Raw genomic sequence first — 21,276 nt, 5'->3', positions numbered from 1 at the left:
ATTGACTCTGATCAAAAAAAAGTTTCAACTCTCTTAAGAAGTAACAAAGGGAGTTTGACATGAAGGCCTTAGTTTTTCATCGTCCTAAAAAAGTAACTCTAGATACTGTCCCAGATCCCATCATCGAGAAAAATAACGATATCATTTTAAAAGTCACTTCTACCGCCATTTGCGGCTCAGATTTGCATATCTATAACGGACTCATCCCTCAGGTAAGACCAATGGTGATGGGCCATGAATTTATGGGGGTGGTCGAAGAAGTGGGCAAAGACATCAAGCATCTGAAACGTGGCGACCGCGTTGTGGTGCCATTCCCTATCGCGTGTGGGCAATGCTTTTTTTGTGAGCATCAATTATCGACCCATTGTGAGAACAGTAACTCAAACTATGGTCCTGAGGGTGGTCTTTTAAGGGAAAAGGGTGCGGCCTTGTTTGGATACACTGACCTTTATGGTGGTTATAGCGGTGGCCAAGCGGAATACGTGAGAGTGCCCTTCGCTAATTTTGGTCCAAGAAAAATAGATCAATCACTAACTGATGATCAGGTTTTATTTCTTACAGACATTTTTCCAACTGGCTGGTCGGCAGTTGATTGGGCCGATCTAAAAGGTGGCGAGACAGTGGCCGTCTTTGGTTGTGGCCCGGTCGGAGTCATGGCCATGAAAGCAGCCTGGCTTAAAGGTGCTAAGAGAGTTATTGGTATCGATCACCTGCCTTATCGTATGGAAGTCGCCCAAAAAAGTGCCAAAGCAGAAGTGATTAACTTCAAAGAGCACGATCCTGCAGAAATCATCCGAGAAATGACGGGAGGACGTGGTGCTGATGTCGTCATCGATGCCGTTGGAATGGAGGCCGATCGTACCCTCTTTGATAAGGCCGCCCAATTTGTTCATCTCGAAGCAGGTACGCTTAATGCACTTAAAATGGCAGTGAGGGCCGTTCGTCGAGGTGGTGTGGTCAGTGTGGTCGGTGTTTACGGAACGACTTATGATAATTTCCCTTGGGGACAAATTTTCGATAAGGGACTTCGACTGGTAGGTGGCCAGGCACCAGTTCACAAATATATCGATGAATTACTTGGTTTGGTGCGAGATAAAAAAGTTTTCCTGGATGATATTATCTCTCACCGCTTACCACTGGATAAAATCAGTGAGGCCTACCATATCTTTAATAACAAAGAAGATAAGTGTATGAAGGTGGTGTTAAAACCACACGGCTAATTATTCGTTATCTTTTAATAGAACAGCAGCTAAATTGAGTCGTGCCACTTCGGTGGCATACTCATAATTTAGAGCATCGGGTCTGTCACATTCCATGTGGTAACATGGATTCTTATTTTCCCAATCTTCAATCGTCTGAACAGTTGGCACACCTCTTTGAAGAAAAGGCACGTGATCACTGCCATAGGCGCCGAGAGAGATTTTTGTTTTAAGCTTAGTGTACTTGGCCGCAACTCCGGCCATCCATTGGGCATGTTCTTCAAACTCAGGATCAGTTTCTAGCTCTACAACACCAGTTGTATTGTAGCCAACCATATCCATATTAATCACAAGTGAGATGTTCTTTAACTGTTTTGCACGCTCAAGTTGAGTGGCATATTGAGTGGAACCGATGAGACCAAGTTCTTCACCATTTGAGATAAAAAATCGGATCGTTTTATTATTGTTATAGTCCTTTAGAACTCGTGCCATCTCTAAAATCACGCTGACTCCACTGGCATTATCATCAGCGCCAGCAAAATACTCTCCTACTGAATCAATATGGCCCATGACCATAATCACTTCACGATTGAGAATCGTGCCGGTTTTTTCTGCAACAAGACTGCAGGCCTCTGGGTGATAGCAAATTTTCTTAACCGTATAACCAAGAGATTCTAGTTTTTTAGCAACTCCGTTTGTGGCCAATTGATTTTCGTCACTACCAGCATATCTAGTTTCAAAATTTGAGAGCCAGTAAACTTCGTTTTTGATGTTTTCCAGAGAAAGCTGATTAATCAATCCGCGATAATCAACCGGTTTTGACTTGAACACTTTGTTGGTAATCAGTCTGCCAACGAATGAATAATGATCTTCACCACCACGCAGAGGTCTAAGATGCTCCAGTAGTTCCTTTGGTGCATTTTCTTTTAAGCGAACGATCCAAAGTCTGCCTTTTTGATGAATGGTTTCAGTGTGGTTTTTTAACTCCTCAACGTCATGAGGGTGACTACTAATCACTTGGTAAACATGATCGTCCTTGGGGCCCGCACTGAGACCCAAAAATAGACCAAGCATGAAGAGACCAAGAATAAGAAATTTCATCTCATTCATTTTAAGGGGGTCTCACGTTTTAAAGGGATGGAGTGAAAGGTTTTCGGCCGCTGTCTAAAGTTTAGACAGCTAACATGAAGAAAGATTAAGTTTTCAGAAACAGGCCAGGGAGGCTATAAGTCCGCAAAAAACAACGGGGTATAACCATGATCACATTGGCATTATTAGCGGGTATTTGGAGTACTACTTGTATTCAAACTCAGATGAGTCCAGACCATCAGGGTTTCGTGGTGGAGTCTTACCACATTCAGAAAGACGGTTCTTATGAATTTAAACGCTCTTGGTTTAGAGACTCAAAATGTTCAGAGCCAAGTGGAACAGATACTGAATCAGGCATATTGGAACTTGGTGGAAAGATTTCTAGCTTCTTTTCCCCAGGAAACTCATATGAGGCCAATTTTTCATCAGAAGGTGGAATCGATCTAGGGGCCATCGCGCTTAGAGAAAATGATTACATCATGGTGGCCCGTGGAGTGAAAAATAATAATTTCAGAAACACCATGCTGAGCCTCTTCCAATACAAAAAGCAGCCTTAAGTATTTACCACAAAGCCCCACTCAATAGTGACCTTCCCATCTTGGAGAAGCCCTTTGGGTGGGTTTGGAAATGGTCCCGCCTGATTGAAGGATTCTATGGCCGCATCATCGAGTTCTTTAATTCCACTCGCTCCAGTGATGCTAATCTCTAAAACTTCACCTAAATGATTCATCGTAATTTGCAATGAAGTCACCAGTTCATCATCTGACGCCACAGTCCTTCCGGCCTTAGCAAGCTGCTGGGCCTTTTCCTGAATACTTCTTCCCCAGAACTGCTCTAAGCGTTGTTTAATACGGTGATAGAATCCATAGTATTTGTATTCAACAGTATTCAGATGAGTCATATCACCCAATGGCACTTCTTCCACATGATCATTGGTTGAGCTCACACTTCTACCGGGAAGATTAGGATCTCCTCCATTGCCCTTCTTTTTACTCGAGTATTCTTTCGCCGCCTCCATGAACGGGTCTGGTTGTCCAACATGTGCACCAAGGTCTGAAAGCTTCATGCCTTTATTGGGCCTTCCTTTACCCGAGGCGATGTTTTTCTTCTTACCCTCTGATCCTTTCTTACTCTTGTCAGCGTCACCTTTCTCACCGCCACCGGCCTTTGCCCCTTTATTAAATGGATCGACTCGCTTAGCGATGGTTTCCTTATCAAAGGCCCGGTCTTTATCACTGAGATAGGCCCCTTTGACCTTCTTTTTCTCTCCCCCATCTTCTGACTCAACGATTTGTTTTTTAAAAGGGGATTGAGATGACGGAGGAAGTTTACGCAAATCTACTTTGATAGGAGGTCTGGTTTTGGCCACAGGCGTGTATTTGGTGCGATCAAGGATCTTCAGGCGCAGAAGCATTGTCCCTAAGTGAATTAGAGAAAAGATAATCAACAGTGCGAGAAATACTCTTTTGCTATTGGCCCACCAAGAGCGCCCCATCAATCCCTCCATGGATTTCCCGCTCTTATTTTAAGTCACTCGACCCTGTTTCAGGCATGAGTTTTCTTAAGTAAGTAGTCCTATGTGAATTAAATGAGGGTCCTGAAATGCTTTAGTTGGGAATTTGCGAAGAGAAATTCTCACCTGAGTGTGACTCAGGTGAGAAAGAGAAAAATTAATTTAATGCAGAAGTAGAAACAGAAAGAGACTCCGCTTCACGAATGATATCCAGAGCGTCATCATCCAAAGCGGCCTTAATCGTTAGAAGCTTCTTATAGAGTGCAGAAAGTGAACTGTCTCCATACGAGTAATCAATGATCGCTTCGTTAGAAGAGATATCGAGATCAAGATGATAGTTAGACGCCATCTTGTCTTGTTGCAGATACATCATAAAACCAAAACCACTTTCTTCGAAAAGAACGTTGTTCTTCATGCGATTAAATACTTCCAGACGTTCCACCGCAGGTTTTGCCTTATCGAGACCGTATTCCATCTTCACTGAAAAATCATCAAGGCTAAGATTAAACTGCTCTTCTGGAGACAGTTGCTCACCGCTTTGATTATTGAAGTAGGCCGGGAAGAAATCACGAGGCTTAAGTCCCTTGCTCTTTAAGTAATCCATGAAGAAAACTTTTACATCTTTGCGTGTAAGCGGCATTGTTTCAGTAATGGCCTCAGGAGCTAGAAGTAGCTCAAAACGAAGACCGTAGTTCGTGAACTTATCGTCTTTCGTTTGGTTCCATGTAGACCAAGGAATTCCTGCAAAGATTTCAGCAGGAAGTGACTTCTTCATAAGAAGTTTTAACTTATGGAATTCTTTGAATGAGAAACGGTTTTTCTTACGGCTCTTGTACTTCACGATATTAATCGGACGAAGGTACTGAAACTTCTCATCATCAGCTGCAAATAGAGCGTTTAGAGAATCGTGAGATTTTGCCTTAGACCAAGAATAGAAAAAGCGACCTTCACGAGAAGTACCCCAAGACTTAAGCATAAAACGATCAATTGTATCGTTATCTTGTTTCACACTCATCATGGCAGTTGAGTTATTTTTGTCCCATTCATAACCAAGAATTCGGTTACCGATTTCTAGATTCATACCAAAAGAAGTTTGGTGAGAATTTGTGCGAAGGTTACGTTTGATTCTTGCCACTGATCCGTTTTGATAATCGCGGCGGTAAAGATCCTCTAGTTCACGTAGATCAAGAAGAACGTTTCCTTCAAGATCAGGATCGTTTTTGAATGGCTTGATCAGGCTGATATTTTTGAACTCACGAACTTTTTTAAGAAGTGTATCGTAAGCGTGAATCACTTCAGGATCAGTCAGATCAAGAACGTAGTCCACCATGAAAACCTTGCTCTGGTTTTTCGAAGCAGTAAGTTCTACCGGTTTTAGATTGATCCAATCTTCAAGAATATCGTTCAAACGATCAACCTGGAACACTTCGAAGTCATTCTGGTAACCAAGACCAATTGATCCCGATACACCGTGACCACGGTGAGCGATAACTTTAAGACGAACGTGAGTTTCATCAATTCTTACGATGTGAAGCTTATAGAAACCTTCCATCATATAACCAGCTGAGAAGCTAACACCCCAAGCTGAGTTGCTTAGGAGTTGAAGAAGTTCAGCACTCGCTACAAAGCCTAGAGAACCTTTAAAGAAGAAATAATCACCAACATTGAACTTAGGTCCAAGGGCGATGCTTGCCTTAAGAGGAATTCTTTTTGGAGTATATGGAGTAGCAGCAATGGCCTCACATGGATCTTTAATAAAGCGAACAAAGTTTGCTTCGATTTGATTTTTTACACCGCCGTTAAGACCTACATCAAAGCCACCAACTTCAACAGTACGGCCAGGAATGGCCTTGGTGCTTACTTGCCAAGAATCTGTACGAGAATAAAGACCTTTGGTGTGGGCCGGTTCAACTTCGTATTCAAAGCCCGCCACAAAACTTCCGCCCGGGAACAAATCCAAATCAATCAGATCAAGTTCACCCTCTAACTTCATGCGCGCAATTTGTTCAGCAGCGGCACGCCACTTACCATTTTTACATTCACGTGAAGCAGATGCTTCTTGAGCAACTAGGACCAGAATACCGAGAATTAAAGCTGTAAATTTCATCATAAAAAATTTTAAGTTAGGTTTTAGGTTACTCCTAGAGTGGCCGTAATATATTCACTCTTAGAAGGCGGTCGTTATGACACAAATCATACTTCTTTTAATAACTCTTCTATTCACGGCATGCTCCTCGACCTCTAAAGAACAACGTGAAGTTGCTTTAGAATCTTGGAAGGGCCATTCAGTTGAAGAATTAAAAAAACATTCATACTTCAGAGACTTACCAATTAACAAGAAAAAACACGAAGATGGGGCCGAGACTTGGATCTTTCGGGACCAATCAAGATATCAATCTTCGGCCTACTGTCAGAGTCTTGGCGGTTGTATGGGAATGCCATTCTACAATTGCGACAATGCTTTTAGTATCAAGGATGGAATCATCCTCGCCTTTGAACAGAATGGCACATGTCCACCTGTGAAAACTATTTTAGCGCCTGAAAAATCAAAGGAATAGAATTGGCCATATCTTGCACAAGAATTTGATCTAGTTCAGCATTTAATTTTTCATCCATACAAATCGTCGTCGATTCATAGGCCTGATCAGTGGCATTGTGTTGGAAATTTAAACTTCCCACTGAAGAAACCACCCGATCAAAGTAAAAGATCTTCGAGTGCATGAAGCTTAGGTGTTTCCAGATGTGAACACTTTTATGTGGGTACCAGTCCTTCAAAAGATTTTCGTAGTGAGGAATTCCAAAATAATCGTTGGTAAGAACAATCTTAAGCAGGCTGATGTTGGCCGCCATGTCCTTGCCCATACCAAGTTGTTCTTTGATTCGATCATTCATCATCGCCACATTTTCATTTCCGGCCATATTGATATTGGTAGTGATGTAATCAATCTTTTTGCCTTTTCGGGCAAGAGACTGAGTGGCCAGATGAAGTTGGTTAAACATGTCAAAATTGTCGAGCTTATCTGTGATGGAAGCTTTCAAAGGATCTGGAGTATAAGTGTCGCTCTTCACGGGATCTGTAATCACAAGGTGCTTATTCACCAAGGGAAGAAGTTTTAAGTAGGCCTTACCGATGGTGTGACGATCTTCATAAGGAGCTTGTTTAATAAAGCGACAAACGCCTTTCATGCGAGTTTCCGGATTATTTAGGATACGCGCGTATAGATTTTGTCCACGCAGACCCTGCTCTCGCTCAAGCTTCATTTGCTGCTTTAAATAAAATTCATAGCCCAGTAGAAGTGGGTGCTCCGGATTAAGTGAGACCTGATAGGCCCAGTTTTCTAAGAACTGTTTAGTTACATCAGAGACCATTGGCCCTTTGATATAGAGATCGATGTCACGATTCTGAAAATCAGTACCTCGAGATAAATTATCCGCATCCAGCATGTTCTGGCCGCCGGCAATCGCTTCTCTGAAATCAACCACCAAAGTTTTTGTATGATAAATGGCCTTAAGCTTATGTTTGAAGAAATCTTTGGTCTCAATCACATTGATCCCGGCATTTCTCATAAGTTCAAAACACTCCCGGTGTCCGAGAATTTTCCCGACGGTACCATCCGCGATGATTTTCACATCCACACCTTCATGATGCTTATCAATCAGGAGCTCAACCAATTCTCTGGTGCTCTTGTCACAAACAAAAACCAGGGAAGACATAAAAATTGTGGTCGTAGCATTTTTAATAAGTCGCTTTTTAGCAAGGAAGGCATCATGGTCGGCCAGGGCCTTAACGGTATTTCCAAATGACAGTTCTGAGCGGGAAACCTGATCAATATCAAGCTGCAGGGCCGGATTAAAATAAGGGCTCGATATTTTTCTGTAATCAATGGCCCCAAAATTTTCATCATATTTATGAAGAGGCATGGTGAGTTTCTTGACCGGCGGATGGGTGAGACCACCCCACTCTTTCATCGCTGGAGTGGTTTTCTGGTGAGTGAGTTTTTTATGATTGAAGATATACTTAGAATACTGAGTGCGTTTTGCTTCGTTAAAGGTCTTAGCATTTTGAGACTTAATATAGGCCTCAGAGTTTAGAACAAACATGTCCTGCAGTTTAAACAGATCACGCTGGTAATAGTTTCTGATCTGATATTCATTTTTAATGGCATCTAATTTATAGACTTCACCAGACTTGGCATACTCTGAGCGAAGGGTCACATAATCGTTACGATGGTTCTTAAAGTTTTGGGTAATTCCTGCGAGGTTATATGCAAACTTCCCGTTCTCGGGAACGAAGATCGAGGCCGCATGAAGCGACAGTGCTGACAAAATATAGAGCGCGAGAAATGTTCTCATGCTCCAGATTTTAGCCGAAGCATTTGCTCCGTAGGTGCCATCCAGCAGTTATTACAAAGGACTGTCAAAATCTTAGACAGGTTACTTCCTACATACCCTAGTTGCTCCAAGTGCCTGATGGAACTAACATCCGCTTAACTAAAAAACCCCGGAGGTTTTATGAAAAAATTAGCAATCATGCTTTGCTGTCTTAGTTTCGCCGCACAGGCCGAAGTTCTCACTCAAGGTGGATTTGGTATCGATGGTGCTACTAACCAGAGTATACCTCTAAAAACATCGGTAAGAGACGCTAAACAGATCTACAGTCTCCTTAATGTTCAGGCCGATGCCCGCGGTAAAAAAGTAATTCAAATTGCTGACGAATCAAACATCGAAAGTGATGAATCAGGTTTTATGTTCCTTCTTCGTGCTTCTCAGAAAGCCGAGGTTGTTCGCGGAAGAGGTCTTTCTGGTTCGGTTAAGTTTTCTGGAAAACTTGCAACTGAGCTATTCAAGGCCTTGGATAACAAAACGGCCATCAATCGTGTTGGTGCTTCTACGAAGCAAGTAGCGAATCTTTCTTGTACAAAAGGTGTCACTCCAAGAGTTGAAGCTGTTTGTACCATCGTGAACACTCACGTTCTTTCTATGGATGTTCCTCTTTAGCCTTTCCCAAAATAAAAAGGGCCCCAAGCGGGGCCCTTATTATTTTATCTAAACTTTAGATTACTTTAACCACTCAGTAACAACCTTCACGATTTCTGCCTGAGCACTCATCATGGCCGGGTTATTCATCGATAGACGTAAATCATCACAGTGAGCTGCCCCTTGAATCATAAATAGATCAAAGCCAGGGTTTCTCTGAGTTGTTCTTTCAGTTACTGAAAGAGTCAACCACGGATCATTTGAGCCGTTAGTGAAGATGATATTGTTCATCACAGGGCTGAATAGTTGATTGTAGTAAGAACGGTTAAGTGACTCGTTAGCAGTCATTGGTTGCTTATACAGACGAGCACAAACTTCCTGGTGATAAGCAAGGTCGATCTGCGAAGAACGAGATGTACCATTTCCAGTACCGTTGGCAACCTGGAACCAACCGAACTGACGACAGCTCTGCCACATCCACTGGCGCATATTATCGTCGGCAGTTACGTTTTCTCTCTCAGCTACGGCCAGAGAAATCTCGAATGGAGTAGAACCCATTGAAGTAAGAACTGCTAGACCGCCTTTGGCGTAACCCTGAATAAGGTCTGAGTTAGATGTTAGGGCCTGGCAGAAGACCTTGTCGCGGCCATATTGAACAGCTGCGGCCAGCATATCTGCTACGACATAAAGGAAATCTTTATTGTTAACAACGTTAGTCGCCTTGAAAAGGGTCTTAACTTCGTTTGTACCTTCCGGAGTTTCTAGTTTGTCTTCGATAAGCTTAACCGCTTCACGAACTTTATCACCACACGTTGTCTTGTTGATCACTGAGGCGATGTGAGCATCGTATTCAGAGAAACGATTCTTCATCAGAACCGGAGCTGAAGATGCCAATGCGCCAGCAGCAAGAGTCGGGAATTTTAAACGGTAGAAGGCAGCAAGAGTACCAGCGTATGAACCACCAGTAACAATCCACTTACCTGTCCAGCCCCGGGTTTTCATAAGATCTTGCTGGAAAGTTGCAAGGTCCATAAGGGCAGCTTCTAAACTTAGGTGCTGAAGATTCTGGGCCGTAAGGTTAGCGGTTGGAAGAGACTCACCATAAAAACGGTGCTCAAGAGACACCAAGTGACCTTTCATATTTTTGGCCATGCTTTCTACAAATGAAGAAGAACCTGTACCGCCACAGTTCCACTCTCCACAGATGATGAGGAAAACCGGAGCATCTGGGCCAGAAGCATATTTTGAATCAACGAAAAAACGCTGCTTAAAAATAGGTGAATTTGGGTTTCTGTGATCAAGTTTTTGATTATAAAAACCAACTTCCTCAGATCTCATTGTTCCATCAGCGCGTAGTTTTAGGTGAGCGCCTTCAGGTGAGTTTGATTGCATGAGAAGCGATTGTTTATGAAAGAAATGTCCGTGGTTAACGGCCAGAGCGTTGACTGATGCCACGAGAGTCAGTCCAAGTGCAAGAAATTTAAAAGACATTGTGTCTCCTTCAAAATTGGGGTGGGTTTTCATATCACTCACAGAGACAGCTATCAACTGGCTTATTCTTACAATTTTACAGGGAGTCTAGGTCCAAATGGGATTCCGGCCTATAGTGGCCTATATATAGGAGCCTTTTATGAAAAAACTCGTTTTTTCCCTTCTACTTGCTACCACTTCCCTAGCATTTGCCGCAGGCCCGGGAAAAGGTGGTTGTTCAGGAGTGCACCAGGGAAAGAAAGTTTCTTTTTCGGCCTATATGAGTGATATCGATTATCTCGAAAATCTTACAGGTGGAGTATTCGTGGATGGGCGCCAAGTGGCCACATTTACGGGATATGATGTTAATCTAAGTCTTCTTTCTCGGAGCTTCCGCATGGCCAATGGCCAGGGCGATATCGCAGAAGGAAAACTAAGTAATCCAATTCGGAAAACCGGCGTCATGTCGAGACTTTATGTCCCTGCTTACGGCATAGATTTCCGCGACATTAAGATGAGCTGCTGGTTTCAGACTTAAAAATCCACATTTTACTCTCCCTTCCCCATGGCATCGTTTCTGCTTCTTTAACAAGGTTAAAGAGGAGGAATGTATGACCAAAAAAAATGAGTCAGGAAAATCCCGCATGATCAAGGGCTCGCTTCTCTATCTTTGGGAAGAGATGAAGACCATGAACATGACCAAATTTAAGGCCCTTTATCGCATTGGTTCTGGTTATCTCAGAATGAAAATCGCCATGATGAGAAGACCGGCCGTGGGCCAATATCGAGAATAACAAAATCTTTTTTCGTGTTTCCTCTGAAAATATTTCAGCAGGTCCTTCTATTAATGCCATAAATGGTTTATCTAAAGCGGCATTAAAATTAATTCACCCGGAGGAAACATGAAACACATCCTTACTTCTCTCGCACTAGCTGTGTTTTTCGTCATCAACGTAGCTCATGCTCAAAACGTACGCGTTCAAAGAGTTCGTACTCTTGGACCAATGAACCATAAAGTAATTTTTCAAAGCCAAACTCTAAAGCCTGTTAAGAACACTAACTACCTAGCTGGTAAACTTGTTGTTCAGTGGGGCGTTCACGTTTATGAAGTTGTAAAAGGTTTCTATACTTGTAACAGAAACTACTCTTGTCGCCTGGTTGATTATAAGCGCGTAGCTTCTTACGAAAAATGTATTGTTAAAAACGGTAACGTTTCTTGTCGTAAGCGTATCGATGGTGGTGGCTACTCTAGTGGTTCTAGTTACGATGACAGAGGCGTATCTGAGAACCCAGATGCAGTAGAAGATGAGTTCGGTCGTCGTGATTCACACCGTGATTCATACGACAACTACTCTGAATTCCCTGCTCGCGTGGGCGGCGAATACGACGATATTCACTTCTAAGATTTCAAAAAATAAGGGGACCGAAAGGTCCCCTTTTTGTTTATAGCGTTCCGAAAAAATCTGTCGCTTCAATTAACTTCGATTTGATCCCAGGTTCTGAGGCCGAGTGGCCCGCGTCCGGAATGATATGAAGTTTAGACTCAGGCCAGGCCTGATTAAGTTCATAGGCCGAAGTCGCAGGGCAAACCACATCATAGCGTCCCTGAACAATCCAAGCCGGGATATGACGGATTTTATCGACGTTCTTGAGAATCCATCCGTCTTCAGGGAAAAAACCTTTATTCACGAAATAATGACACTCAATACGGGCGAAAGCATCCGCGAATTCATCTCCACCAAAACGCTCTACAAATTTCGGATCAAAGAAAAGCTTCGACGTCGAGCCTTCCCAGATAGACCATGCCTTGGCGGCAGTCGTTCTGATTTCTTTAACTGGTGAAGTTAAACGTTTATAAAATGCAGTCACCAGATCGTGTCTTTCCACTTCAGGAATTGGCTCCAGATATTTTGCCCAGGCATCTGGGAATAAGTAGCTCGCGCCATCCTGGTAAAACCAATCGATTTCTTTTTTACGAAGAAGGAAAATTCCTCGCAGGATAAGTCCCGTTACACGATTAGCGTGATTGATGGCATAGGAAAGGGCCAGGGTCGACCCCCATGATCCGCCAAATACCGTCCACTTCTCGATATTAAGCTCCATACGAAGCTTTTCCATATCACTTACAAGGTCCCATGTGGTGTTATCTTTTAATTCTGAGAATGGTTTTGATTTTCCGCAACCACGTTGATCAAAAAGAACAATTCTCCAAACCTTTGGATCAAAGAATCTTCTCATCGATGGATCAACACCGCCGCCTGGCCCTCCGTGAACAAACACGACCGGTTTTCCGTCAGGATTTCCCACTTGCTCATAATAAATCGAGTGCAGATCACTCACTTGTAAATGGCCCGTTTGATAGGCCTCAATTTCAGGATAAAACTCTCTCATAAATTTCCTTTGATAAGCTAAACGTATCAAACTGTTGGGAAAATGTGGAAGACAATTTTTTTCCCCGGATTGCGGTGTTTTTCGAATGAATTCAAAATGAATTTATGAAAACAACAACACTACTTCTCACGACACTTTTATTAGTCACAGCTTGTAACAAAAATCCTGGCGAGGACTCATCCTCATCTGACCAAACGGTAGTTGATGAAACGACTGCAGGATCTAGTAGTGGTTCAACCGGGACCACGACTGGAGGAACAACTGGGGGTTCAACCACCGGAACGACAACGGGCGGAACTACCACTCCGACCCAGACCTGGACCGAAGAATTCATGGACCTGATAAATGATCACCGTCAGAGTTTAGGTCTCCGGGCCTTAATTCATGACCCTGGAATGGAGAAAATCGCTCAGACCCACAGTCAGAACATGGCCAACGGGACAGTCGCCTTCGGACACACGGGATTCTCATCTCGTTGTAGTCAGGCCCGAGCGGTTCTAGGTGGTGGAAATCTTTGTGCTGAAAACGTGGCCTATGGCCAGAAGACTCCTCAGGCAGCTTTTAATGCCTGGATGAATTCTTCGGGGCACAGGGCCAATATTGAACAGTCTCGAGTGACTCACACTGGCTTTGGATATGCCAAAAGCGCCTCTGGGACCTATTACTGGACCCAGATTTTCCTAGAGCTATAATTCTTACATTTTTACTTATCGTGAGGGTCCGAACGTACTATAAAGGTCGAAACTCAAAAGGAGACCTTTATGAAATTACTAGTAACGGCCCTCGTTCTACTCTCATCAACTGCATTCGCACAAGTTCCAGACGCTACTGACGTTCTCACTGCGATTCTTCCTGTAGGTTCATATTCTGGCTCATACAATAATCAGCCTTGTAAAGTTTCTGTAAAGAAAACTGCTAACGGGATTCAGGTAACAGCTTCTAATAACAGTCTTGTTCGTGTTAGAGAAGTTGCTCGTGGTACTGTTTATTTTGCTCGTCTCCCAGGACACTTTCTTTCGACTGAGAAATTATCTACTAATGACGGGACAAGAGAAAACATCCTAAGAACAATTCCTGTAACTGAAAATCAGCAATACGTGGTAGTGGCCGACCACTTTATTGTGAACCATATCAACTATGAATTGGCCGTGGAGTGTGTGGTAAATCTATGAAAAATTTAATTCTTGCTGCTGTAGTTGCTTTCTCTGGTGTTGTATCTGCTCAAGATATGATCAAAACTTTTGATGGTTCTGTTGCTCGTTGTGAATCAGCGGCAGACGTATTCCAACATCAGTTTCACGGTGTGTACCGTCCCTTAAAAGCTAAGAAACTTGCTGACAGCACTAAAATCGATATCGAATTTTTAAAGTGTGTGGAATCAGAACAAGGTTTCCAATTTGTTCGTGACACTAATTTCTACGAAAGAACAGTATTCGTTGATGGCGTTGAGTACAAGATCGTGAGAACTGTCCCTAAGCTTTATGCAACAACTGGCCTTGCTCGTATGGCCACAGAAGCACAACTTAAAGAGAACTCTGACAATACATTCTCAGCTTCTCTTAACACCATTAACGTTTCATACGACGATGCTCCGGCCGGTAAAAAATCAGTGGTCATCGGCGTTCAATCAATTTTCACCATCACCAAAGTAAGTACTGATGAAGTGATTGATAGTGGTTATGAGACTCTTGGAAGCTACCGTTTAATAGTAAAATAACCAACTCTCGCTGGAGAATTTATGAAGATGCTATTAATCGCACTGGCCCTGGTTTCTGGAAGGGCCTTTGCTCAAGAGATGGACGCCACTGAGGCCCTGACAATGGTGCTTCCAGTTGGAACCTATTATGGCCGATTTGCCAACGAGCGATGTTCAGTAACTGTTCGTGAAGAAGCTAATGGCGTAAAAGTTACTGCTACAAATGGCCGTCTTACACGCAGCCGTTTAGTAGAATACGGTTCAGTTTACAGACTCTGGGGAACGACTCAGTTTCTATCTTCAACTTCAGTTGGAACAAATGATGGTTTTAATGAAAACCTGCTTCGCACTCGTGCAGATGTAACCAACAAGCAATATGTTGTGGTGGCCGATCGCGTGGTTGTGATGAATGATCAATTCGAACACAAAGTTGAATGTATCGTTTATAAATTACGTAATTAATTCTTATTTCAAAACTGGTGTTGAGTTCTTCAACACCAGTTTTCTCTCTTAAATTCCCACCGGCTCAAGCTTTAATCTTCCTTCCTTGATATTTTTAATCATCTTGTAGACCTGTTTTAACTGAACACCTTGTTGAGTGTGGTAAAACTGACCCGCATAACCCCACCAGTCCCAACAACCATTCGGATTGGTCATAGGACTCTTCACTGCCTGCGGATAAACCACCACAATGCGATTTGATTCGGCCCAGGCGTTGTACCCCGCCTCTTTGATGAAAGTCGTTTTAATATCATCCAGGGTCTGTTTACAGCCGTGGAAGGCCACATGCACGTGACAGCCATTAGCATCCGGGTATTCACAGCCATCCGGAACATAGGCATAGGCCTTCCGGCCCATATTCGCAATCGCGACCTCAGCTGAATACATTCCCGCTAATTGATTAATGGTAAAAAAGCGATTGGATCTGGGAGCGGTCTTACGGTGTAAGGGGCCAATCACATGATTCAGGATTTCTCCTGCTACGTCCTTTCCACACTTTGAAATAAAAGGAACTTCACTCGCCTCACAGTTGTTCCCGAACCCCACTGTAGGAAAAGTGTGACCGGCGTTCATCTTATTTTCATATCGAATGTTACGAGGATTCACTCCCCAGAGGCGATAAGTCTCAACCGCCGCATCTGCGACCATCGGGAAAACCGTTTGATCATTTCTGCCCGAGAATACATACACCCGAGAATTAGCAACATTACTAACTGGATCAATCAGACCACTCATCGCAAGGATCTTTGCGGCGTAAACAGATTGTTCGGGGATCGGTGAACCCATTTTTGTGTTCATACAACGATTCATCGCCAGCATCGCCTGTCCACCGGCGCAGTAATAGGGGCCTCCGGCCACAATCCCGACTCCGGAAACATCAGATGAAAAGGCAGTGTGAAACTGCTGGGCCATATAGGCGCCAGAGGAAATGCCCGAGACAGTGATTTTAGAACTTGCAAAAGCTGTGAGAGGAAGAAGTGTGAGAGGGAGCAGCCATTTCATAATTCACCATTGGGTTTGTAGACGTGTGAGACATCTAAAGGTTATTTGGGTCTGGATTGTTGGTGTCGAATACGTAAAGAAACCGGGAGCATGATCATCGATGGTTTTCTGGACCTGAAGTTCCATTTGCTCAGATGAATCAGTGACTCTTCTAAAGATGTAATGAGAATTATTTTCTTCTAACTTGGTCTCATAAATCTCGACATTCTCTTGAAGAGTACGACGGTAGACCATGGCCAATTTTTTATCTTTATTTTCACAAATTGAAATCGAGATTGAATTCTGCTCTCTGCAAGCAACGAGTTCAAAAGTTCGGGTAGGACACATTCTTTGTGCCAGGGCCGATAAGGACGTGAGTGAGAGAATGAAAACCAGTGTTGATTTCATCTTATTTCCTTATGTACCCGGCTTAAACCATGGTTCTTAAAGGGGGTCAATAAAAAGGGGCCCAAGGGCCCCGGTTCTAATCAAATTTACATGCTACGACGACGTTAATGACGTTTTTAGGATCACTGATATTAAGAATGGCATATTGAACAGAAGCATTCTTCGCTCCCTTCTGAGTACAAAGACCACCTGTTCCTACCGTCCCTGAACCTACGCCACAATTAAGGGAACGAAACTCTGTCTGATTATTCACTACCACAGGAGTAACTTCACAATAGTGGTTTCCCGCTTCGAAAGCATTTCGAGTCGGATCCAACGTTTTAACAATGCCTTTATTGCTATTGATATTTACCTGATAAGTCCAAGTCACTGCGAAGGCCGGCGACATTACTAGAAAAAGAAGAACGGAGAAAAGATATTTCATGGTAGCTCCTTTTGGGTAAGTAAGACTCATTTCCCAATTGCTACCACAGAGAAGACCGGCCCATCTATGTAGAGGCCGGTCCTTGGGGATAAATTTTGATTAACGGCAATCTGCTCCAATCCATTTAAACTCACAACGAGTTTCGCAAGCGGCAACAGCGGCGTCCTGTGTACAGATCGTCACTTTCAGAGCGGAAATAACACCTTCGCAGGCCTTCGGATCAACACCACGCTTATCAAGAAGGACTTTCTTCGTGATGATGTCGTAACGAGGCACATTCAAAATATCAACTTGAGTGTTGATTGAAGCGCGGTTTAACTTAATCGTTTGAATAACTTCTGATGCTTTATTTCCGGTAACGCGTGAATCCTCAACTGTGTAAGTTGATTGCCAAGGATTGGCCTTATAAAGATCCAGAGTGCAGTCCTTCATTGAAGGGATAGTTGCTGCCATGGCATTGGTAATTAAAAGAAAAAACACTGAAAGAACTAGAAGAGATGAAACATGTTTCATCAGAACCTCCAAAATGAATGTTACTTTGGGCCCCTTAGTAACAAATCACCTACTTTCCCGTAAAGTAGCGGGAGGACGGTTTTGTAAAAATAACTCAGTCTTAACAATTCCAGGTTTAGCTAAACATTTCTTTAGATCGTTTATCCATTTCTTCAGGGGATACGTCTTCTACATGAGTTCCCACACTCCATTCATGTCCAAATGGATCACGGAAAGTTCCCATTCGGTCTCCATAAAATTGGTCCTTTACAGGATGAACAATGACTCCGCCATTATCGATGGCCTCATCAAAGATTTCGTCCACATTCGGGACATAAAGCACTAAAGAGAAAGCTCGCCCACCTTGAGTTGGTGCCACTGCTCCCCGCTCTGGAAATTCATCGGCCAGCATGAATCTTGAATCACCGATTTCAATTTCACAGTGTCCGATTTTTCCATTCGGTGCATCCATTCGATAAAGTTCTTTGGCACCGAACACTTTCTCATAAAATTGAATCGCCTTCTTGGCATCGTTCACAATGAGATAGGGAGTTAAGGAGTGATACCCCTTAGGAATTGGCTCTACATTTGTTTCCATAGATCCCTCCTGATCTTAAGAAAAAAATATCTGAGTTTCATTCAGCGGGTCAAAAAAGAAGCAATTCAGTTTTTAAAATTTGGTGTGTCTGAAGGTTTACTTCTAAGAATGGTCTTCTTCAAAATCCAGTAGGCCCCTCCGAAGAAGAGCACTAATCCTAGAATCATAATGATAGGAAGAAAGATTGCCAGAAGTGAGCCGATACCTGAGATAAGAGTTTCTATTTTAGCAAAGATGGGGTTTCCCAATCCTCCCGTCATTTTGGTTGATCCCAAACGAAGAAGAGAACTCGTTGCATGCACCATTCCCGCGGTTCCACCACCAGCAATAATACCCAAACCAATCTGAAGCGAGGGAGGCATATCTTTCATCACTGCCGAGGCAAGGACCATTCCGGCCACAGCGGCCAGAGGTGCGGCCATGACATCAAAAGCGTGATCAAGCCAGGGAATCATAAAGGCCAGAGATTCAAAAATTGCGGCAACGGCAAAAATAATTAGGGCCTCAGTTGACCCCAACCATTTGAGACTTTCAATTGGTGAAATCCAACCCATTTTAAATGCAATCGAACTTATGAGTAAGGGAACAAAAATACGAAAACCAGCACAGGCGGCGAGAGAAATCCCAATGAGAAAACTAATAATGTTTGTGGTGTTTAAATATTCCATGGCATCCAGCAGGTGGGTTGTTTCATTCCAAAAAGTCCGGCCCTGTAAGTATCTAATCGACATTGAGGTTCCGGATGAGTTTTTAAAACTTCCGTTACCACTGAAGTATCTGGAGTACTAAGTTTGGGATGAGGAATAGACCGGTTATCTGCATAGAAAGCAGTTAATACCAAGGCCGCATCCAAAGCACGAGCACATGTCTCTTCATCTTTACAAAGTTCTGAAGCGTTTCTACTTGGAGTGAGCTTAGGTAACTCTCCTACCACTTCTTTAAAACAACGAAGAGTCGCCCAGTAATCGGCCTGACCTTCTACGGCGATGCGATTGTGTGAATCAGAATATGGTGTTCCTGCATATAGGTGACCCAGTTCATGGCACACAACGAGAGCAAAAGAATCTTCCGTGACATTAGGGATGGCGGCAAGGCCTCCGTAGATATGAACTTGATCAGTTTCCCAACGACGAGCAAATCCCTGGGCCCAATCAGATTCATAATCGGTATAAAATTCGAGAACACGACCGTCTTTTTGAGATAAGGGTGCAAATCTGGTCTTCAGGATCTGAATGACAGTTCTAAAACGTGTACGCGAAAGTTTTGATCCGGCAGTAAAGGGAACGACTTCATCTAAATGAGCAAAGGCCTGGGTAGAGAACAATAAAAGGATAAGAAACCAATTCTTCATGCATTGATTCTATTAGGCCCGGATTTAAATGACAGGACTTAGTGCACTAAAATTGACGTTGTAAAGAAACCGGTACATCTACCGTCTCAATCAGCTGACACTCGCGAGATACACTTAGCGGGCGATTCTCATAACCGCAGATATAACGGTATCTATATGGGTAGTAAGGAATGTGGGCATCACAATAAATGGGATGCTGGTAACGAGAATGATTGCCGGCAGTGATTGTCACAACTTTGTAACGAGGCACTGTCATAACGAATCCAATCTGGTCAGCAGTTTGGAATTCACCCGTTACTGCTAGATTACGGTATGAACAACCACGAGAATCATAGAAATCAACTGTTCCCTTAACTTCACCGTTAGGAGTAACTGTTACTTTCACTGATTGATCAATGGTATGCGAAAGCGCGCCATTCGGATAAACGAAACGCTCTTGAGAATGAGTGTGATAAACACCATTTACTTGAATGAATGTTAGTGGTCTTTCTTCAGGCTGAGCGTTTGAGCGCTTCCATAATCCGCGAAGATCGAAATCCTGGGCCAGAACTGAAAGAGAAACCAGACAAAGAACAAGAGCTAGAATGATGTTTTTCATGGGGGAATTTTTATGCTTAAAAGTCCCATAAATCAACTTTTTTAGGAGTTTACTGCGGGGAGTTCAATCACAAAAGTGGTGTTTTTAGAACAATGGTCGTAATGAAGTTTTCCTCCATGCTCCTCAATGATGCCTTTCGAGATAGATAAACCTAATCCTGTTCCCTTCCCAACATCCTTTGTGGTGTAAAATGGCTGAAAAATATGTGTGACATGGGGGTCCATAATTCCAGTTCCCGAATCAACAAATCGTAATCGGACTTTGTCCCCAACTCGCTTCACTTCAATATTGATCCATTTTTTATCTAACGTCGCGATGGCATCAAACGAATTACTTAGAAGATTCAAAAACACCTGGCCCAGCTGTGCCGGTCGACCCATGACGATCAAATTGTCTTCTTTATCAATACTCACTTCAATCGATGAATAATTTAATTTTTGAGAAATGAGGCTTATTGAATCATTCAGAACTTCATCTAATTGAACTAAGGTCATTGGATCATTTTCTGCATGACGGGAAAAGGTCCTGAGACCTTTGACGATTTTTACGATCCTTCCGCAAGTCTCGATGATTTTATCTAATCCAGTTTGAATCGTATCTTCATTCAAAGCATGCTTCTTAAGCTTTAATTTCAAAAAATCGGCCTGGGTCTGAATGACTGAAAGCGGATTGTTTATTTCATGAGCGATGCCACTTGCCATCTCACCTAAGCTTGCCATTCTGGCCGAAGTTTGAATTTTGGTCTGCTGAACCTTGATCGTTTCTTGCAGATTGGTTTCATGAGTCACGTCCCAACTGAGTCCTGTGAACCAAGTAATTCCATCTCTTTTATAAACTTTCCCCCGGGCCATGATGTACTTAGTATTGCCCTTGGGCGTGATAATTCGGTAGCGCAGGTTAAACTCGCTACGTTTATTGAGAGATTCTTGAATGGCCTCCGTGACCATCTCCCTGTCATCGGGATGAATGATTTTATCGTACAATTCGGCCTCGGATTTTATTTCACCCCGCATGACCTCAATCATTTCAAAAATAGTGTCATCCCAATGGAGCCTATTATTAGTACAGTCCCATTCCCAGACGCCCATCTTAATGGAAGAAAGAATGAAATCCATCCTTTCTTTTGAGTCCAGGATTTCATCATAGAGAGACTTTTTATGTGTAATGTCCTGAAAGACTCCATAGACCTCGGTCACTTTTCCGTCCACTATTTTGGGATGGCCAATCGTGCGCACCCACTTTTTGTTTTTCTTGAAAGTCAGGATCAGCACTTCAAGATCATACGGGATGCCTTTCTCAATGCAGGCCTGAAAATGACTTTCTAAAATCTCACGGGAATTAGGATGATAAAAATTCATGGCGTCAGTCAGGGTAATATCAGTACCCTTAGGCACCTCATGAATATCATAGATGATCTGACTTCCTTGAAGTTCACCTTTATCTAGCAGATATTTCCAGTAGCCAATTTGCGCTACCCGCTGAATCTCTTCCGTTAATGTAGGATTGAGCTCACTGATTACACCCATGAAGCGAATTTAAAATTTAAGCCTTCAAGGAACAACTTAAGAAAACAAAAAACCAGTTCCAT

The 21,276-nt window shown here is 43.0% G+C and carries 26 protein-coding genes; 11 read left to right on the top strand and 15 right to left on the bottom strand.

Annotated elements, in window-relative coordinates; genetic code table 11:
* Positions 1-59: 59 nt before the first annotated feature.
* A complete protein-coding gene (locus SOO65_RS11130) occupies positions 60-1,220 on the top strand; it encodes a zinc-dependent alcohol dehydrogenase (protein WP_321389575.1) in 1,161 nt (386 codons plus the stop codon).
* On the opposite strand, the gene SOO65_RS11125 is transcribed toward SOO65_RS11130, so the two are convergent.
* Positions 1,221-2,300 carry a M28 family metallopeptidase gene (locus SOO65_RS11125; RefSeq protein ID WP_321389571.1) on the bottom strand — a complete coding sequence of 360 codons (1,080 nt, stop codon included), beginning with the start codon at positions 2,298-2,300 and terminating at the stop codon, positions 1,221-1,223.
* Between the two features lie 155 nt (positions 2,301-2,455).
* Between SOO65_RS11125 and SOO65_RS11120 the strand changes: the two genes are divergently transcribed.
* On the top strand, positions 2,456-2,845 hold the full coding sequence (locus tag SOO65_RS11120; protein ID WP_321389568.1) for a hypothetical protein: 390 nt from the start codon (positions 2,456-2,458) through the stop codon (positions 2,843-2,845).
* Here the strand turns inward: SOO65_RS11120 and SOO65_RS11115 are convergent.
* Both SOO65_RS11115 and SOO65_RS11110 read right to left on the bottom strand, forming a co-directional pair.
* Entirely contained in the window at positions 2,842-3,783 is a 942-nt protein-coding gene (locus tag SOO65_RS11115; protein ID WP_321389565.1) for an energy transducer TonB family protein, read from the bottom strand. The genes SOO65_RS11120 and SOO65_RS11115 overlap by 4 nt on opposite strands.
* Before the next feature lie 175 nt (positions 3,784-3,958).
* Entirely contained in the window at positions 3,959-5,911 is a 1,953-nt protein-coding gene (locus SOO65_RS11110) for a hypothetical protein (protein ID WP_321389563.1), read from the bottom strand.
* A 73-nt stretch (positions 5,912-5,984) separates the two neighbouring features.
* On the opposite strand from SOO65_RS11110, the gene SOO65_RS11105 reads away from it, so the two are divergent.
* Positions 5,985-6,359 carry a hypothetical protein gene (locus SOO65_RS11105; protein WP_321389561.1) on the top strand — a complete coding sequence of 125 codons (375 nt, stop codon included), beginning with the start codon at positions 5,985-5,987 and terminating at the stop codon, positions 6,357-6,359.
* Here the strand turns inward: SOO65_RS11105 and SOO65_RS11100 are convergent.
* Positions 6,328-8,154 (bottom strand): phospholipase D-like domain-containing protein, encoded by a 1,827-nt coding sequence (locus SOO65_RS11100; RefSeq protein ID WP_321389558.1) that lies wholly within the window; start codon positions 8,152-8,154, stop codon positions 6,328-6,330. The genes SOO65_RS11105 and SOO65_RS11100 overlap by 32 nt on opposite strands.
* Positions 8,155-8,313: 159 nt before the next feature.
* Here SOO65_RS11100 and SOO65_RS11095 point away from each other — a divergent pair, with 159 nt between their 5' ends.
* Complete coding sequence (locus SOO65_RS11095; RefSeq protein ID WP_321389557.1) at positions 8,314-8,799, top strand: hypothetical protein; 486 nt, start codon at positions 8,314-8,316, stop codon at positions 8,797-8,799.
* Positions 8,800-8,859: 60 nt separating this feature from the next.
* On the opposite strand, the gene SOO65_RS11090 is transcribed toward SOO65_RS11095, so the two are convergent.
* Positions 8,860-10,269 (bottom strand): S28 family serine protease, encoded by a 1,410-nt coding sequence (locus SOO65_RS11090; RefSeq protein WP_321389554.1) that lies wholly within the window; start codon positions 10,267-10,269, stop codon positions 8,860-8,862.
* A 139-nt stretch (positions 10,270-10,408) separates the two neighbouring features.
* On the opposite strand from SOO65_RS11090, the gene SOO65_RS11085 reads away from it, so the two are divergent.
* The 3 genes from SOO65_RS11085 (at position 10,409) to SOO65_RS11075 (ending at position 11,651) form a co-directional block, all read left to right on the top strand.
* A complete protein-coding gene (locus tag SOO65_RS11085) occupies positions 10,409-10,786 on the top strand; it encodes a hypothetical protein (RefSeq protein ID WP_321389551.1) in 378 nt (125 codons plus the stop codon).
* 73 nt (positions 10,787-10,859) lie between these two features.
* Positions 10,860-11,042 (top strand): hypothetical protein, encoded by a 183-nt coding sequence (locus SOO65_RS11080; protein WP_321389548.1) that lies wholly within the window; start codon positions 10,860-10,862, stop codon positions 11,040-11,042.
* A gap of 108 nt (positions 11,043-11,150) precedes the next feature.
* Positions 11,151-11,651: a hypothetical protein gene (locus tag SOO65_RS11075; protein WP_321389541.1), complete on the top strand. Its 501-nt coding sequence runs from the start codon at positions 11,151-11,153 to the stop codon at positions 11,649-11,651.
* 40 nt (positions 11,652-11,691) lie between these two features.
* On the opposite strand, the gene pip is transcribed toward SOO65_RS11075, so the two are convergent.
* Entirely contained in the window at positions 11,692-12,639 is a 948-nt protein-coding gene (pip, locus tag SOO65_RS11070; RefSeq protein ID WP_321389539.1) for a prolyl aminopeptidase, read from the bottom strand.
* Positions 12,640-12,743: 104 nt separating this feature from the next.
* Here pip and SOO65_RS11065 point away from each other — a divergent pair, with 104 nt between their 5' ends.
* The 4 genes from SOO65_RS11065 to SOO65_RS11050 all read left to right on the top strand — a co-directional run bounded on the left by SOO65_RS11065 (position 12,744) and on the right by SOO65_RS11050 (position 14,797).
* The gene (locus SOO65_RS11065; RefSeq protein WP_321389537.1) at positions 12,744-13,331 is read left to right on the top strand and encodes a CAP domain-containing protein; all 588 of its coding nucleotides are present in this window, start codon (positions 12,744-12,746) and stop codon (positions 13,329-13,331) included.
* Between the two features lie 69 nt (positions 13,332-13,400).
* Positions 13,401-13,811 (top strand): hypothetical protein, encoded by a 411-nt coding sequence (locus SOO65_RS11060; RefSeq protein ID WP_321389533.1) that lies wholly within the window; start codon positions 13,401-13,403, stop codon positions 13,809-13,811.
* Positions 13,808-14,356 carry a hypothetical protein gene (locus SOO65_RS11055; protein WP_321389530.1) on the top strand — a complete coding sequence of 183 codons (549 nt, stop codon included), beginning with the start codon at positions 13,808-13,810 and terminating at the stop codon, positions 14,354-14,356. The genes SOO65_RS11060 and SOO65_RS11055 overlap by 4 nt, the downstream gene beginning before the upstream one ends.
* A gap of 21 nt (positions 14,357-14,377) precedes the next feature.
* The gene (locus tag SOO65_RS11050) at positions 14,378-14,797 is read left to right on the top strand and encodes a hypothetical protein (RefSeq protein WP_321389527.1); all 420 of its coding nucleotides are present in this window, start codon (positions 14,378-14,380) and stop codon (positions 14,795-14,797) included.
* 48 nt (positions 14,798-14,845) lie between these two features.
* On the opposite strand, the gene SOO65_RS11045 is transcribed toward SOO65_RS11050, so the two are convergent.
* From SOO65_RS11045 to SOO65_RS11005, 9 genes are all read right to left on the bottom strand, one after another.
* Positions 14,846-15,838: an extracellular catalytic domain type 2 short-chain-length polyhydroxyalkanoate depolymerase gene (locus SOO65_RS11045; protein WP_321389524.1), complete on the bottom strand. Its 993-nt coding sequence runs from the start codon at positions 15,836-15,838 to the stop codon at positions 14,846-14,848.
* A gap of 3 nt (positions 15,839-15,841) precedes the next feature.
* A complete protein-coding gene (locus SOO65_RS11040; protein WP_321389521.1) occupies positions 15,842-16,225 on the bottom strand; it encodes a hypothetical protein in 384 nt (127 codons plus the stop codon).
* 76 nt (positions 16,226-16,301) lie between these two features.
* Positions 16,302-16,649: a hypothetical protein gene (locus SOO65_RS11035; RefSeq protein ID WP_321389518.1), complete on the bottom strand. Its 348-nt coding sequence runs from the start codon at positions 16,647-16,649 to the stop codon at positions 16,302-16,304.
* Positions 16,650-16,748: 99 nt separating this feature from the next.
* The gene (locus SOO65_RS11030; RefSeq protein WP_321389515.1) at positions 16,749-17,162 is read right to left on the bottom strand and encodes a hypothetical protein; all 414 of its coding nucleotides are present in this window, start codon (positions 17,160-17,162) and stop codon (positions 16,749-16,751) included.
* 115 nt (positions 17,163-17,277) lie between these two features.
* A complete protein-coding gene (locus SOO65_RS11025; protein WP_321389513.1) occupies positions 17,278-17,739 on the bottom strand; it encodes a VOC family protein in 462 nt (153 codons plus the stop codon).
* A 65-nt stretch (positions 17,740-17,804) separates the two neighbouring features.
* On the bottom strand, positions 17,805-18,407 hold the full coding sequence (locus SOO65_RS11020; RefSeq protein WP_321389510.1) for a DUF4126 domain-containing protein: 603 nt from the start codon (positions 18,405-18,407) through the stop codon (positions 17,805-17,807).
* Positions 18,395-19,090 carry a hypothetical protein gene (locus tag SOO65_RS11015; protein WP_321389508.1) on the bottom strand — a complete coding sequence of 232 codons (696 nt, stop codon included), beginning with the start codon at positions 19,088-19,090 and terminating at the stop codon, positions 18,395-18,397. Before SOO65_RS11015 ends, SOO65_RS11020 begins: the two co-directional genes overlap by 13 nt.
* A 46-nt stretch (positions 19,091-19,136) precedes the next feature.
* Positions 19,137-19,688, bottom strand: coding sequence for a hypothetical protein (locus tag SOO65_RS11010; protein WP_321389506.1), 552 nt, complete (start codon positions 19,686-19,688; stop codon positions 19,137-19,139).
* A 41-nt stretch (positions 19,689-19,729) separates the two neighbouring features.
* Positions 19,730-21,214 carry a sensor histidine kinase gene (locus tag SOO65_RS11005; RefSeq protein WP_321389504.1) on the bottom strand — a complete coding sequence of 495 codons (1,485 nt, stop codon included), beginning with the start codon at positions 21,212-21,214 and terminating at the stop codon, positions 19,730-19,732.
* Positions 21,215-21,276: the final 62 nt, after the last annotated feature.

Source organism: Peredibacter starrii (assembly GCF_034259205.1).
GTDB classification, from domain to species: Bacteria; Bdellovibrionota; Bacteriovoracia; order Bacteriovoracales; family Bacteriovoracaceae; genus Peredibacter; species Peredibacter starrii.
This window is presented reverse-complemented; position numbering and strand designations above follow the sequence as displayed.

Excerpts from the sequence above, each read along its gene's own strand:
- SOO65_RS11130 (WP_321389575.1), top strand. The coding sequence starts at position 60 with ATGAAGGCCTTAGTTTTTCATCGTCCTAAAAAAGTAACTCTAGATACT.
- SOO65_RS11125 (WP_321389571.1), bottom strand. The coding sequence starts at position 2,300 with ATGAAATTTCTTATTCTTGGTCTCTTCATGCTTGGTCTATTTTTGGGT.
- SOO65_RS11120 (WP_321389568.1), top strand. The coding sequence starts at position 2,456 with ATGATCACATTGGCATTATTAGCGGGTATTTGGAGTACTACTTGTATT.
- SOO65_RS11115 (WP_321389565.1), bottom strand. The coding sequence starts at position 3,783 with ATGGGGCGCTCTTGGTGGGCCAATAGCAAAAGAGTATTTCTCGCACTG.
- SOO65_RS11110 (WP_321389563.1), bottom strand. The coding sequence starts at position 5,911 with ATGATGAAATTTACAGCTTTAATTCTCGGTATTCTGGTCCTAGTTGCT.
- SOO65_RS11105 (WP_321389561.1), top strand. The coding sequence starts at position 5,985 with ATGACACAAATCATACTTCTTTTAATAACTCTTCTATTCACGGCATGC.
- SOO65_RS11100 (WP_321389558.1), bottom strand. The coding sequence starts at position 8,154 with ATGAGAACATTTCTCGCGCTCTATATTTTGTCAGCACTGTCGCTTCAT.
- SOO65_RS11095 (WP_321389557.1), top strand. The coding sequence starts at position 8,314 with ATGAAAAAATTAGCAATCATGCTTTGCTGTCTTAGTTTCGCCGCACAG.
- SOO65_RS11090 (WP_321389554.1), bottom strand. The coding sequence starts at position 10,269 with ATGTCTTTTAAATTTCTTGCACTTGGACTGACTCTCGTGGCATCAGTC.
- SOO65_RS11085 (WP_321389551.1), top strand. The coding sequence starts at position 10,409 with ATGAAAAAACTCGTTTTTTCCCTTCTACTTGCTACCACTTCCCTAGCA.
- SOO65_RS11080 (WP_321389548.1), top strand. The coding sequence starts at position 10,860 with ATGACCAAAAAAAATGAGTCAGGAAAATCCCGCATGATCAAGGGCTCG.
- SOO65_RS11075 (WP_321389541.1), top strand. The coding sequence starts at position 11,151 with ATGAAACACATCCTTACTTCTCTCGCACTAGCTGTGTTTTTCGTCATC.
- pip (WP_321389539.1), bottom strand. The coding sequence starts at position 12,639 with ATGAGAGAGTTTTATCCTGAAATTGAGGCCTATCAAACGGGCCATTTA.
- SOO65_RS11065 (WP_321389537.1), top strand. The coding sequence starts at position 12,744 with ATGAAAACAACAACACTACTTCTCACGACACTTTTATTAGTCACAGCT.
- SOO65_RS11060 (WP_321389533.1), top strand. The coding sequence starts at position 13,401 with ATGAAATTACTAGTAACGGCCCTCGTTCTACTCTCATCAACTGCATTC.
- SOO65_RS11055 (WP_321389530.1), top strand. The coding sequence starts at position 13,808 with ATGAAAAATTTAATTCTTGCTGCTGTAGTTGCTTTCTCTGGTGTTGTA.
- SOO65_RS11050 (WP_321389527.1), top strand. The coding sequence starts at position 14,378 with ATGAAGATGCTATTAATCGCACTGGCCCTGGTTTCTGGAAGGGCCTTT.
- SOO65_RS11045 (WP_321389524.1), bottom strand. The coding sequence starts at position 15,838 with ATGAAATGGCTGCTCCCTCTCACACTTCTTCCTCTCACAGCTTTTGCA.
- SOO65_RS11040 (WP_321389521.1), bottom strand. The coding sequence starts at position 16,225 with ATGAAATCAACACTGGTTTTCATTCTCTCACTCACGTCCTTATCGGCC.
- SOO65_RS11035 (WP_321389518.1), bottom strand. The coding sequence starts at position 16,649 with ATGAAATATCTTTTCTCCGTTCTTCTTTTTCTAGTAATGTCGCCGGCC.
- SOO65_RS11030 (WP_321389515.1), bottom strand. The coding sequence starts at position 17,162 with ATGAAACATGTTTCATCTCTTCTAGTTCTTTCAGTGTTTTTTCTTTTA.
- SOO65_RS11025 (WP_321389513.1), bottom strand. The coding sequence starts at position 17,739 with ATGGAAACAAATGTAGAGCCAATTCCTAAGGGGTATCACTCCTTAACT.
- SOO65_RS11020 (WP_321389510.1), bottom strand. The coding sequence starts at position 18,407 with ATGGAATATTTAAACACCACAAACATTATTAGTTTTCTCATTGGGATT.
- SOO65_RS11015 (WP_321389508.1), bottom strand. The coding sequence starts at position 19,090 with ATGAAGAATTGGTTTCTTATCCTTTTATTGTTCTCTACCCAGGCCTTT.
- SOO65_RS11010 (WP_321389506.1), bottom strand. The coding sequence starts at position 19,688 with ATGAAAAACATCATTCTAGCTCTTGTTCTTTGTCTGGTTTCTCTTTCA.
- SOO65_RS11005 (WP_321389504.1), bottom strand. The coding sequence starts at position 21,214 with ATGGGTGTAATCAGTGAGCTCAATCCTACATTAACGGAAGAGATTCAG.